At 57.6% G+C, this 12450-nt stretch carries 10 protein-coding genes; 4 read left to right on the top strand and 6 right to left on the bottom strand.

Going from position 1 to position 12450, the window contains the following annotated elements:
* Window positions 1–6 precede the first annotated feature (6 nt).
* On the bottom strand, window positions 7–564 hold the full coding sequence (gene tag / locus KJF94_RS26615) for a DNA-3-methyladenine glycosylase I (protein WP_214379997.1): 558 nt from the start codon (window positions 562–564) through the stop codon (window positions 7–9).
* 81 nt (window positions 565–645) lie between these two features.
* On the opposite strand from tag, the gene glyQ reads away from it, so the two are divergent.
* The 4 genes from glyQ to KJF94_RS26595 all read left to right on the top strand — a co-directional run bounded on the left by glyQ (window position 646) and on the right by KJF94_RS26595 (window position 5052).
* Window positions 646–1599, top strand: coding sequence for a glycine--tRNA ligase subunit alpha (gene glyQ, locus KJF94_RS26610; RefSeq protein WP_003213601.1), 954 nt, complete (start codon window positions 646–648; stop codon window positions 1597–1599).
* Window positions 1596–3650, top strand: a complete 2055-nt coding sequence (gene glyS, locus KJF94_RS26605; protein ID WP_214379996.1) for a glycine--tRNA ligase subunit beta — start codon at window positions 1596–1598, stop codon at window positions 3648–3650. Before glyQ ends, glyS begins: the two co-directional genes overlap by 4 nt.
* Window positions 3651–3656: 6 nt before the next feature.
* On the top strand, window positions 3657–4190 hold the full coding sequence (gene gmhB, locus KJF94_RS26600) for a D-glycero-beta-D-manno-heptose 1,7-bisphosphate 7-phosphatase (protein ID WP_214379995.1): 534 nt from the start codon (window positions 3657–3659) through the stop codon (window positions 4188–4190).
* An 82-nt stretch (window positions 4191–4272) separates the two neighbouring features.
* Window positions 4273–5052: a lysophospholipid acyltransferase family protein gene (locus KJF94_RS26595; RefSeq protein ID WP_214379994.1), complete on the top strand. Its 780-nt coding sequence runs from the start codon at window positions 4273–4275 to the stop codon at window positions 5050–5052.
* Between the two features lie 187 nt (window positions 5053–5239).
* On the opposite strand, the gene KJF94_RS26590 is transcribed toward KJF94_RS26595, so the two are convergent.
* The 5 genes from KJF94_RS26590 to dnaA form a co-directional block, all read right to left on the bottom strand.
* On the bottom strand, window positions 5240–5758 hold the full coding sequence (locus tag KJF94_RS26590; protein WP_214379993.1) for an Hcp family type VI secretion system effector: 519 nt from the start codon (window positions 5756–5758) through the stop codon (window positions 5240–5242).
* Window positions 5759–6000: 242 nt separating this feature from the next.
* Window positions 6001–8418, bottom strand: a complete 2418-nt coding sequence (gene gyrB, locus KJF94_RS26585; protein ID WP_214379992.1) for a DNA topoisomerase (ATP-hydrolyzing) subunit B — start codon at window positions 8416–8418, stop codon at window positions 6001–6003.
* Between the two features lie 5 nt (window positions 8419–8423).
* Complete coding sequence (gene recF / locus KJF94_RS26580) at window positions 8424–9527, bottom strand: DNA replication/repair protein RecF (protein ID WP_214379991.1); 1104 nt, start codon at window positions 9525–9527, stop codon at window positions 8424–8426.
* A gap of 20 nt (window positions 9528–9547) precedes the next feature.
* Window positions 9548–10651, bottom strand: a complete 1104-nt coding sequence (gene dnaN, locus KJF94_RS26575) for a DNA polymerase III subunit beta (RefSeq protein WP_017341709.1) — start codon at window positions 10649–10651, stop codon at window positions 9548–9550.
* A gap of 39 nt (window positions 10652–10690) precedes the next feature.
* Window positions 10691–12211, bottom strand: coding sequence for a chromosomal replication initiator protein DnaA (gene dnaA, locus KJF94_RS26570; RefSeq protein WP_214379990.1), 1521 nt, complete (start codon window positions 12209–12211; stop codon window positions 10691–10693).
* Between the last annotated feature and the right edge of the window lie 239 nt (window positions 12212–12450).

Genomic DNA, 12450 nt, shown 5'->3' with positions numbered 1-12450 from the left:
GCTATTCTAACCGCCGATCGACAAGGTCGCGTAGCGATCGCAATCCCGGGTGTGGTCCATGACCATCCCCGAGGCCTGCATCAACGCGTAGCAAATGGTCGGGCCGACGAAGGTGAAGCCGGCTTTTTTCAGGCCTTTGCTCATCTTCACAGCGACCGGCGTGACCGCCGGCACTTCGGTGCGATCCTTGAAATGATTGATAACCGGTTGGCCACCCACGAAGGACCAGAGAAACGCCACCGGGTCCTCAAGCGCCAGCCAGGCCTGGGCATTGCGCCTGGCCGCATTGAGTTTGAGGCGATTGCGAATAATGCCGGGATCGAGCATCAATTCATCGATTTCGGCGTCGCTCATCTGCGCCACCCGCTGTACGTCGAAGCCGAACAACACTTCGCGATATCGCTCACGTTTACGCAACACGGTGATCCAGGAGAGGCCGGCCTGGAACCCTTCGAGCAAAAGCAACTCGAACAATCCCTGCGCATCGCGTAGCGGCGTGCCCCACTCCTGGTCGTGATAAGCCATGTACAGCGGATCTTCGGAACACCAAAAGCAGCGTGGCATAAGGCTCCAGGGGGCGTGCGCAGCAACGAATCGGGTATACTCCCGCTCTTTAAATCGCAGCCCAAGAAACAGGTGAATTTCGTGAGCCAGCCTACGCCAGCCGTGCGTACCTTCCAAGACTTGATCCTCGCCCTCCAGCAATACTGGGCCGAGCAAGGTTGCGTGGTACTTCAGCCCTACGATATGGAAGTAGGCGCCGGGACTTTCCACACTGCCACGTTTCTGCGCGCCATCGGCCCGGAAACCTGGAACGCCGCTTATGTGCAGCCCAGTCGTCGCCCGACTGACGGCCGCTACGGCGAAAACCCGAACCGCCTCCAGCACTACTACCAGTTCCAGGTCGTCCTGAAGCCGAACCCGGACAACTTCCAGGAACTGTACCTGGGCTCCCTCAAGCATGTCGGCCTGGACCCGCTGGTCCACGACATTCGCTTCGTCGAAGACAACTGGGAATCGCCGACGCTCGGCGCCTGGGGTCTGGGCTGGGAAGTCTGGTTGAATGGCATGGAAGTGACGCAGTTCACTTACTTCCAGCAGGCGGGCGGCATCGAGTGCTACCCGGTAACCGGCGAAATCACTTACGGCCTCGAGCGTCTGGCCATGTACCTGCAGGGCGTGGACTCGGTCTATGACCTGGTCTGGGCTGACGGTCCGTTCGGCAAAGTGACCTACGGCGACGTGTTCCACCAGAACGAAGTGGAGCAGTCGACCTACAACTTCGAACACGCGAATGTCGAGAAGCTGTTCGAATTGTTCGATTTCTACGAAAGCGAAGCCAAGCGCCTGATCGAACTCGACCAGCCGCTGCCGTTGCCGAGCTACGAAATGGTGTTGAAGGCCTCCCACACCTTCAACCTGCTGGATGCGCGCCGGGCGATCTCGGTGACGGCGCGTCAGCAATACATTCTGCGTGTACGCACCCTGGCGCGTTCCGTTGCGCAAGCCTACCTGCTGGCTCGCGCCAAGCTGGGCTTCCCGATGGCGACCCCGGACCTGCGTGATGAAGTACTGGCCAAGCTGGAGGCTGCACAATGAGTGCTCAAGATTTTCTGGTTGAACTGGGCACCGAAGAACTGCCACCCAAAGCCCTGAACACCCTGGCCGAGGCCTTCCTGGCCGGTATCGACAAGGGCCTGCAAGCCGCTGGCCTGAACTACGAGACCAAAACCGTCTACGCCGCGCCACGTCGTCTGGCGGTGCTGATTACCGCGCTGTCTACCCAGCAACCGGATCGCAGCATCAACCTCGACGGCCCGCCACGTCAGGCCGCGTTCGATGCAGAAGGTAACCCGACACAAGCGGCATTGGGTTTCGCCAAGAAGTGCGGCGTAGAGCTGAGCGAAATCGATCAGAGCGGTCCGAAACTGCGTTACAGCCAAAGCATCGCCGGCAAGCCGACCGCGAGCCTGTTGCCGACCATCGTCGAAGACTCCCTGAACGACCTGCCGATCCCGAAGCGCATGCGCTGGGGCGCTCGCAAGGAAGAATTCGTTCGTCCGACCCAATGGCTGGTGATGTTGCTCGGTGACCAGGTCATCGATTGCACGATCCTCGCCCAAAAGTCTGGCCGTGACTCCCGTGGTCACCGCTTCCATCACCCGGAAAGCGTGCGCATCACCTCGCCGGCCAACTATCTGGCCGACTTGCGTGCCGCTTACGTGCTGGCCGATGCCAACGAGCGTCGCGCAATTATCAGCAAGCGCACCGAAGAGCTGGCGACGATGCAGGAAGGCACGGCAATCGTTCCGCCAGCCCTGCTCGACGAAGTGACCGCGCTGGTTGAATGGCCAGTGCCGCTGGTGTGCTCGTTCGAAGAGCGTTTCCTCGACGTGCCGCAAGAAGCGCTGATCACCACCATGCAGGACAACCAGAAGTACTTCTGCCTGCTGGATGCCGACGGCAAGTTGCTGCCACGTTTCATTACCGTGGCCAACATCGAAAGCAAAGACCCGCAGCAAATCATCGCCGGTAACGAGAAAGTGGTTCGCCCACGCCTCACCGACGCCGAGTTCTTCTTCAAGCAAGACAAGAAGCAGAAACTCGAAGACTTCAACCTGCGTCTGCAGAACGTGGTGTTCCAGGAAAAACTCGGCAGCGTCTACGACAAGGCCGAGCGCGTTTCCAAACTCGCTGCGTTCATCGCGCAACGCATTGGCGGCAACGCAGCCTGGGCTTCCCGTGCCGGCCTGCTGTCCAAGTGCGACCTGGCGACCGAGATGGTCGGCGAGTTCCCGGAGATGCAAGGCGTCGCCGGTTACTACTACGCCCTCAATGATGGCGAGCCGGAAGAAGTCGCACTGGCGCTGAACGAGCAGTACATGCCTCGTGGCGCTGGCGCTGAGCTGCCGACCACCCTGACCGGTGCGGCCGTGGCCATCGCCGACAAACTCGACACACTGGTTGGCATCTTCGGCATCGGCATGCTGCCGACCGGTAGCAAAGACCCGTATGCCCTGCGTCGTGCTGCACTCGGTGTGTTGCGCATCCTGATCGACAAGAAGCTCGATCTCGACCTGAACGATGCCGTGGCGTTCGCTGTGAATGCATTCGGTGCCAAGGTCAAGGCTGCTGGCCTGGCCGACTCGGTACTCGAATTCGTATTCGACCGTCTGCGTGCTCGTTACGAAGACGAAGGCGTCGATGTCGGGACTTATCTGTCGGTACGGGCACTGAAGCCGGGTTCGGCGCTGGACTTTGATCAGCGCGTACAAGCGGTGGAAGCTTTCCGCAAATTGCCGGAAGCCGCTGCCCTCGCCGCGGTGAACAAGCGCGTTTCGAACTTGCTGAGCAAGGTTGAAGGCTCGGTTCCATCGGTCGTTGAAGCCAAGTATTTCGACAATGCCAACGAGTTCTCCCTGTACTCGGCGATTCAGCAGGCAGACCAGGCTGTTCAGCCAATGGCCGCTGCGCGTCAGTACAGCGAATCCCTGGCGCGCCTGGCCGCCTTGCGCGAGCCGGTGGATGCGTTCTTCGAAGCGGTGATGGTCAACGCCGAAGACGCCAAGGTCCGTGCCAACCGTTATGCGTTGCTGGCACGTCTTCGTGGGCTGTTCCTCGGCGTCGCCGACATTTCGCTGCTGGGGTAATACTGTTTGAAACTGCTGATTCTCGATCGGGACGGGGTGATCAATTACGACTCCGACGCTTACATCAAGTCGGTGGAGGAGTGGATTCCACTTCCCGGTTCGATCGAAGCCATCGCGCAGTTGAGCAAGGCCGGCTGGACGGTAGCGGTCGCTACCAACCAGTCGGGCATCGCTCGCGGCTATTACGACATCGCCACCCTGAACGCCATGCACGAGCGCTTGCGTTCGTTGGTGGCGGAGCAGGGCGGTGAGGTCGGGCTGATTGTCTATTGCCCGCATGGACCGGACGAAGGCTGCGATTGCCGCAAGCCAAAACCCGGGATGTTGAAAACCATCGCCGCACATTACAACGTGTCGCTGACTGATCTATGGTTCGTTGGCGACAGCCTCGGTGACCTGGAAGCCGCCAAAGCCGTCGATTCTCAGCCAGTTTTGGTAAAGACCGGGAAAGGCGTAAAGACGTTGGGCAAGTCCCTACCGGTAGGCACCTTGATATTTGACGATCTCGCGGCGATTGCCGCAGAACTTATCCACAATTAGAGTGCTTCTGATATTCCTGTCAAAGGATTGATCGGGAGTGCGCTTTATATAGACGGGCAGAGCCCGCACGGTAAACGTCGCCATGTCGATACTGCAGGCCATCAGAACCTTCCTCTTTTACCTGCTGCTGGGCACCAGCTCTTTGCTCTGGTGCAGCCTGAGCTTTTTTATCGCGCCTTTTCTGCCGTTCAAGGCGCGCTATCGCTTTATCAATGTGTACTGGTGCCGTTGCGCTCTATGGCTGAGCAAAATTTTTCTGGGCATCAGCTATGAAGTGAAGGGCGCCGAGAACGTGCCTGACCAGCCCTGCGTGATTCAGTCCAATCACCAGAGCACCTGGGAGACGTTCTTCCTCTCGGCGTACTTCGAGCCACTGAGCCAGGTACTGAAGCGCTCTTTGTTGTTTGTGCCGTTCTTCGGTTGGGCCATGGCCATGTTGCGACCGATCGCTATCGACCGCGACAACCCGAAAGCCGCGCTTAAGCATGTGGCAAAGAAGGGCGACGAGCTGCTGAAAGATGGCGTCTGGGTCCTGATCTTTCCCGAGGGAACGCGCGTCCCTTACGGCACCGTTGGAAAATTCTCTCGAGGTGGTACCGCGCTAGCAGTCAACGCAGCACTTCCGGTGCTGCCGATTGCGCACAATGCCGGCAAGTTCTGGCCGAAAACCGGTTGGGCGAAGAAGCAGGGCGTCATTACTGTGATCATCGGCGAGCCGATGTATGCCGAGGGTAGCGGGCCCCGCGCGATTGCCAACCTCAATGACCGGGTTCAAGCCTGGAACGAGCAGATGCAACGGGAAATGGGCTCGCTTCCACCTGCTCCGCAAGCGCCGGCTGCCAGCGATCAGATGGCTGTCTGAGGTTCTGTGGATAACCTGTGCACCGTTTCGCTGAAAAGTGACGGATTTTGTCTTTAAGCTTATGATTTATATACATATTTCCTAAGCTCATAAAATGACGAAAAACGTGCATAAGTTTTTTTCGGGCGTAAAAAAACCGGCTGATATAGCCGGTTTTTTTATGCGTGCGATTTGGGCAGCGGGGGGCTTAGCTGATAATCGGAGCACGCCAGTCATCAGACCCGGAAGTGCCGCAGGCTTCGTGAGTCCAGGTGATTTTTCGGTAGGTGAAATACACGTCTTCAAGGTGCGTAAAGTGAGCCATATTCGGATCCTGGCAGCTTGGCATTCTTGACTGCACATCAACGATCACTGCGTCTTCCAGCTCTATGCTGAAGTAATGTTCTTGTTTTCCAGCCGACGAGGTCCGATACCAAGCGATATGGCAGTTATCCAACACCTCTCCGCTCGTTAACGCGTTAAAAATCAACGGTGATGATTTATCAAATACCTTTGAGATCATCAGCGGTTTATGCACGCGCTGGCCCGTTGGCTGACCCGATTGGGGATCTCTCGGAATGATAATTTGGTGACTGAATGCCTGGACCAGGATTTGGTCTTCGTGCCCCTCCTGGTAGACGTTACCAACCGACTCTGGAGTAAATGTGCCGGCAGTAATCTTCCCTTGCCGATTTCCATTTATAACCAAATACGCAGGTGTTGGCATAACTGCGATCCCTGTTCGATATCCCAAAAATGATAGCTCTCGCAAGTCATCACTTGACGAGGAGGCGGTAGGATAAAGAGCACCAGGGATGTCGTATGTAGGATCTTTCTGTGAGACGCCGAGGTATAACGCCTGCGTTCTATACGATTTGCAGCCGTCCCTGAAGAGCGCACTCACTTTCCGATGCAATAAAAAAAGGCCAGCGCGATGCGCTGGCCTTTTTGTCTGGCAAGTCCGCTGGATCAGAAGTCCAGGTTGGACACCGCCAAGGCGTTGCTTTCGATGAAGTCACGACGAGGCTCGACCGCATCACCCATCAGGGTGTTGAAGATCTGGTCCGCGCCAATGGCGTCTTCGATGGTCACTTTGAGCATCCGGCGCTGGCTTGGGTCCATGGTGGTTTCCCACAGCTGATCCGGGTTCATCTCACCCAGACCTTTGTATCGCTGGATGGTGTGACGCTTGGTGCTTTCAGTCATCAGCCATTCAAGGGCTTCCTTGAACTCGGTGACTGGCTTCTTGCGCTCGCCACGCTGGATGTACGCACCTTCGTCCAACAAGCTGCTCAGCTGAGCGCCCAAAGAGACAACGGTCTTGTAATCGTTGCTGCCGAAGAAGTCGCGATTGAAGGTGACGTAGTTCGACAGGCCGTGGGAGATCAACTCGACCTCTGGCAGCCAGACGTTACGTTCACGGTCTTCACGCAGGCTGGCCTTGTAGACCAGACCCGATTTCTCGACGGTACGCAGGCGAACTTCGTACTTGGCCAGCCAATCCTGCATCGCTGCGTGATCGGACAGTTGCTCCATGCTCACCGCTGGCAGGTAGATGAAGTGCTCGGTCAACTCCTGTGGGTACAGGCGCGACAGACGCTTGAGGGTCTTCATCACCAGACGGAAGTCGTTCACCAGGCGCTCGAGGGCTTCACCGGAGATACCTGGGGCTTCCTCGTTCAAGTGCAGGCTCGCGTCTTCCAGGGCCGACTGCGTCATGTACTCTTCCATGGCGTCGTCGTCTTTGATGTATTGCTCTTGCTTGCCTTTCTTGACCTTGTACAGCGGCGGCTGGGCGATGTAGATGTAGCCACGCTCGATCAGCTCCGGCAGCTGACGGAAGAAGAAGGTCAGCAGCAGGGTACGGATGTGCGAACCGTCGACGTCAGCATCGGTCATGATGATGATGTTGTGATAGCGCAGCTTGTCGATGTTGTACTCGTCGCGGCCGATGCCGCAGCCCAGTGCAGTGATCAAGGTGCCCACTTCTTGCGAAGAGATCATCTTGTCGAAGCGTGCCTTCTCGACGTTCAGGATCTTGCCTTTCAGCGGCAGAATGGCCTGGGTCCGACGGTTGCGTCCCTGCTTGGCGGAACCGCCAGCAGAGTCACCTTCCACGAGGTACAGTTCGGAGAGGGCAGGGTCTTTTTCCTGGCAGTCAGCCAGTTTGCCCGGCAGGCCGGCGATATCCAGCGCGCCTTTACGGCGGGTCATCTCGCGCGCTTTACGCGCTGCTTCACGGGCACGTGCCGCGTCGATCATCTTGCCGACGACCAGTTTGGCTTCGTTCGGGTTTTCCAACAGGAAGTCGGAGAAGTACTTGCCCATTTCCTGTTCGACCGCGGTCTTCACTTCGGAAGACACCAGCTTGTCTTTGGTCTGGGAGCTGAACTTCGGATCCGGCACCTTCACCGAGATGATCGCGGTCAAGCCTTCACGGGCGTCATCACCGGTGGTGGCAACCTTGTGCTTTTTGGCCAGGCCTTCAGCTTCGATGTAGGTGTTCAGGTTACGAGTCAGGGCGGAACGGAAACCCACCAGGTGAGTACCCCCATCGCGCTGAGGAATGTTGTTGGTGAAGCACAACAAGTTCTCGTTGAAGCTGTCGTTCCACTGCAAGGCGATTTCCACGCCGATGCCGTCTTCACGCTGGATGTTGAAGTGGAACACCTGGTTGACTGGAGTCTTGTTGGTGTTCAGGTATTCAACGAACGCACGCAAGCCACCTTCGTACTTGAACAACTCTTCCTTGCCGCTGCGCTCGTCCTTGAGGACGATACCAACACCGGAGTTGAGGAAAGACAGTTCACGAATCCGCTTGGCCAGGATATCCCAGCTGAAGTGGATGTTTTTGAAGGTGTCAGCCGAAGGCTTGAAGTGAATCTGGGTGCCGGTGGTTTCGCTTTCGCCAACGATTTTCATCGGCTCTTGCGGAACACCGTGGACGTAAGTCTGCTCCCAGATCTTGCCGCTACGGCGAACCGTCAGGATCAGTTCTTTGGACAGTGCGTTCACTACAGACACACCCACACCGTGCAGACCGCCGGATACTTTGTAGGAGTTGTCGTCGAACTTACCGCCGGCGTGCAGCACGGTCATGATGACCTCGGCTGCCGAAACGCCTTCTTCTTTGTGCACGTCTACCGGGATGCCACGACCGTTGTCGCGAACGGTGATGGATTCGTCCGGGTGGATGATGATGCTGATGTCGTCGCAATGGCCGGCCAAAGCTTCGTCGATCGAGTTATCGACCACCTCGAACACCATGTGGTGCAGACCGCTGCCATCGTCGGTGTCACCAATGTACATACCGGGACGTTTGCGTACGGCATCCAGGCCTTTCAGCACTTTAATGCTCGTTGAGTCGTACGTATTTTCTTCGCTCAATGCCTTCACTCCCGATGGTCGTGGGTCTGGGTGATACGGCCCTGTTCCACGTGGAACAGAGCGACTGGCGTTTCCGTCTGCCAGCCTTCCCTCAATAATTCGTGATCTACACAGGTGATAAACACCTGGCAGCGTAAGTCTTCCAGCAAGCGGCAAAGCGCGCGACGGTGGTACTCGTCCAGTTCGGACGGCAAGTCATCCACCAGATAAATACACTGGCCGCGTCGGGCCTGGCTGACCAAGTGCCCTTGAGCAATCCGCAATGCACAGACCACCAGCTTCTGCTGACCGCGGGACAAGATATCCGCGGCATTATGTGCACCCAATCTGAGGCGCAAGTCAGCACGTTGTGGTCCGGCCTGGGTATGACCCATTTGCTGATCCCGCTGAACGGACCCAGCGAGCACAGCGCTCAATTCGCGGTCCTTGTCCCAGCCTCGGTAATAGCTGAGCGTCAAACCCTCAAGCTCAACCAGTTCGCTCAAGGTCTGTTCAAAGACTGGTTTCAAGGCTTTGATGTAAGCACGGCGGTATTCATCAATTTCAGCGCTGGCCTGGCACAGTTCCCTGTCCCAAACCGCTTGCGAAACGGCGTCAAGTGTACCATGCCGCAGCCAAGAGTTTCTCTGGCGCAGGGCCTTCTGCAAGCGTTGCCAAGTGGACATGAATCGCGGTTCCACGTGGAACACGCCCCAGTCGAGAAACTGTCGACGAATCTTCGGTGCACCTTCCAGCAAGCGGAAACTGTCAGGGTTGATGAGTTGCAGAGGGAGGATTTCAGCCAGTTGCGCGGCGCTACGGGCGTTTTGACCATCAATGCGAATCTGGAACTCACCCTGGCGGTCCCGGGATATCCCCAATGCGCTATGCCCGCCCTCGGCCAATTCGACCTGGCCAAACACCGTGCACGCCAACTGCTCGTACTGAATGACCGGCAGCAGGCGGGTGCTACGAAACGAACGGGCAAGCCCCAGCAGGTGAATGGCTTCCAGAACACTGGTTTTGCCGCTGCCGTTGGCGCCGTAAAGAATGTTGATTCGGGGGGAGGGGGAGAAGGTCACCGGGTGCAGATTGCGCACCGCGGTGACCGAGACGCGACTTAAGGACATCTAGCTTCTGCTGAGCATGATTACAGACGCATCGGCATGACGACGTAGGCCGAGTCGTCGTTGTCCGACTCTTGCACCAGCGCACTGCTGTTGGAGTCGGACAAGATCAGGCGCACCTGCTCGGTGGTCATCACGCCCAGCACGTCGAGCAAGTAGCTCACGTTGAAACCGATTTCCAGGTTGCCGCCGTTGTATTCAACGCCGACTTCCTCTTCCGCTTCTTCCTGCTCCGGGTTGTTGGCCTGGATTTTCAGCTGACCATTGGCCAGTTGCAGACGGATGCCGCGGTACTTCTCGTTGGACAGAATCGCGGTACGGCTGAACGCTTCACGCAACGCCTGGCGATCGCCGAGCACCAGCTTGTCACCGCCCTTTGGCAGAACGCGCTCGTAGTCAGGGAATTTACCGTCGACCAGTTTCGAGGTGAAGGTGAACTCGCCCGTGGTGGCGCGGATGTGGTGCTGACCCAGGACGATGCTGACGATGCCGTCCGGCTCAGTCAGCAAGCGCGCCAACTCAAGAATACCTTTGCGCGGCACGATGACCTGATGGCGATCCGGTTGACCGATGTCGGCCTGCATCGAGCACATGGCCAGACGGTGACCGTCGGTGGCCACGGCACGGATGATACCGGCCGAGACTTCCAGCAGCATGCCATTGAGGTAATAACGCACGTCCTGCTGGGCCATGGCGAAGCTGGTGCGTTCGATCAAACGACGCAGCTTGCTTTGCTCCAGGCTGCAGGTCAGCGAACCCGGGCCTTCTTCAACAGTCGGGAAATCGTTGGCCGGCAGAGTCGACAGGGTGAAGCGGCTACGGCCAGCCTTCACCACCAGCTTCTGCTCGTCGACCTTGATGTCGATCAGCGCGTCATTCGGCAGGCTTTTGCAGATATCCATCAGCTTGCGCGCAGGCACAGTGATGGAACCCGGGTCCGCCGGCTCTTCGAGTTGCACGCGACCGACCAGCTCGACTTCCAGGTCGGTACCGGTCAGCGACAGTTGCTGGCCTTCGACAACCAGCAGCACGTTGGAGAGCACCGGCAAGGTCTGTCGGCGCTCGACGACGCCTGCGACCAGTTGCAGGGGTTTCAACAGGGCTTCGCGTTGAATGGTGAAATGCATGGTCTAGTCCCTTGCCTTAATAAGCTGCGCTGGTATGCATCAAGTGGTCAGTGTACGCAGCAGGTTCTTGTAGTCCTCGCGGATGTCCGCGTCGGATTCCTTAAGTTCGTTGATCTTGCGGCAGGCGTGCAAAACAGTCGTATGGTCGCGGCCGCCAAACACATCACCGATTTCCGGCAGGCTGTGGTTAGTCAACTCTTTGGACAACGCCATGGCAACCTGACGCGGACGAGCGACCGAGCGCGAACGACGCTTGGACAGCAGGTCGGAAATTTTGATCTTGTAGTACTCGGCGACGGTGCGCTGAATGTTATCCACAGAGACCAGTTTGTCTTGCAGCGCCAACAGATCTTTCAGGGATTCGCGGATCAGCTCGATGGTGATATCGCGGCCCATGAAGTGTGAGTGGGCAATCACGCGCTTGAGCGCGCCTTCCAGCTCACGGACGTTGGAGCGAATACGCTGAGCAATGAAGAACGCCGCATCGTGGGGCAGATCGACTTTGGCCTGGTCGGCCTTTTTCATCAGGATCGCTACGCGGGTTTCCAGCTCCGGCGGCTCGACGGCAACCGTCAGGCCCCAGCCAAAGCGGGATTTCAGGCGTTCTTCAAGGCCCTCGATTTCCTTAGGGTAGCGGTCACTGGTGAGAATGACCTGCTGGCCACCTTCGAGCAGGGCGTTGAAGGTGTGGAAAAACTCTTCCTGTGAACGTTCCTTGCGGGCGAAGAACTGAATGTCATCGATCAGCAACGCATCCACCGAACGGTAGAAACGCTTGAACTCGTTGATCGCGTTCAGTTGCAGTGCCTTGACCATGTCGGCCACGAAACGCTCCGAATGCAGGTACACGACCTTGGCATTCGGGTTCTTCTTTAATAGATGGTTACCCACAGCGTGCATCAAGTGGGTTTTACCCAAGCCAACGCCGCCATAAAGGAAGAGCGGGTTGTAACCGTGCTTGGGGTTGTCCGCCACCTGCCAGGCCGCTGCGCGGGCCAGCTGGTTGGACTTACCCTCGACGAAGTTCTCGAAGGTGAACGTGCGGTTCAGGTAGCTCGTGTGCTTGAGCGCGCCTTCGACCTGCACCGTGCGCTGCTCGGAACGCACAGGGGCCTGTTGAGAACTCGCACCGGCCATCGGGTCGAAACTGTCGCGCGATGGCTCTTCACTGACTTCGGCAACTTTCTGTGTCGAACGCTTGGTCGGTGTAGCCGTCGGTGCCGGTGCCGGAGCACTGACAGGCGCTTGCGCCGCCTGTGCCTGGGACGCGGCGGCAGCCAATGGCGCATTCGGAGCGGCACGCGGTACCGAACTGCGTTTGCTGCCTATTAATAAGGAGAGCGCAGGCGCCATGCCGTTGCCATGCTCATCAAGCAGTTCAAGGACGCGGCCCAGGTACTTTTCGTTGACCCAGTCGAGAACAAAACGATTCGGCGCGTAGACACGCAACTCGTCGCCTTCGGCTTCGACCTGTAGTGGACGGATCCAAGTGTTGAATTGTTGGGCAGGCAGCTCATCGCGCAAAAGCTCCACGCACTGCTGCCAAAGTTCCACTGACACGGATATCCCCTAAGTTGAAAGCCGGTGAGGCAAAAACAAGCGGCCATTGTAGCGACCAGACGCCGACTTATCCACACGTAGGTGGATCACCGACCAAGAAGAATCAACGATTTATACGCAAAAAAGACGACCAATGGTCTGTGCATAAGCTCTGTGGATAACCGACCCTGAGGTCGTTGTACAAGTGGGGGTGAAACTCGGTGGATAACCTGCTTGTGGATAACTGCCTCTTTCACGCA

This window comes from Pseudomonas hormoni (assembly GCF_018502625.1).
Taxonomy (GTDB): domain Bacteria; phylum Pseudomonadota; class Gammaproteobacteria; order Pseudomonadales; family Pseudomonadaceae; genus Aquipseudomonas; species Aquipseudomonas hormoni.
Note: the sequence above shows the minus strand (reverse complement) of the source record. Positions and strands in the feature narration are given on the sequence as shown.

Bases quoted from the DNA above. Each gene is read 5' to 3' on its own strand.
- tag (WP_214379997.1), bottom strand. From the start codon at position 564: ATGCCACGCTGCTTTTGGTGTTCCGAAGATCCGCTGTACATGGCTTAT.
- recF (WP_214379991.1), bottom strand. From the start codon at position 9,527: ATGTCCTTAAGTCGCGTCTCGGTCACCGCGGTGCGCAATCTGCACCCG.
- glyS (WP_214379996.1), top strand. From the start codon at position 1,596: ATGAGTGCTCAAGATTTTCTGGTTGAACTGGGCACCGAAGAACTGCCA.
- dnaN (WP_017341709.1), bottom strand. From the start codon at position 10,651: ATGCATTTCACCATTCAACGCGAAGCCCTGTTGAAACCCCTGCAACTG.
- KJF94_RS26595 (WP_214379994.1), top strand. From the start codon at position 4,273: ATGTCGATACTGCAGGCCATCAGAACCTTCCTCTTTTACCTGCTGCTG.
- KJF94_RS26590 (WP_214379993.1), bottom strand. From the start codon at position 5,758: ATGCCAACACCTGCGTATTTGGTTATAAATGGAAATCGGCAAGGGAAG.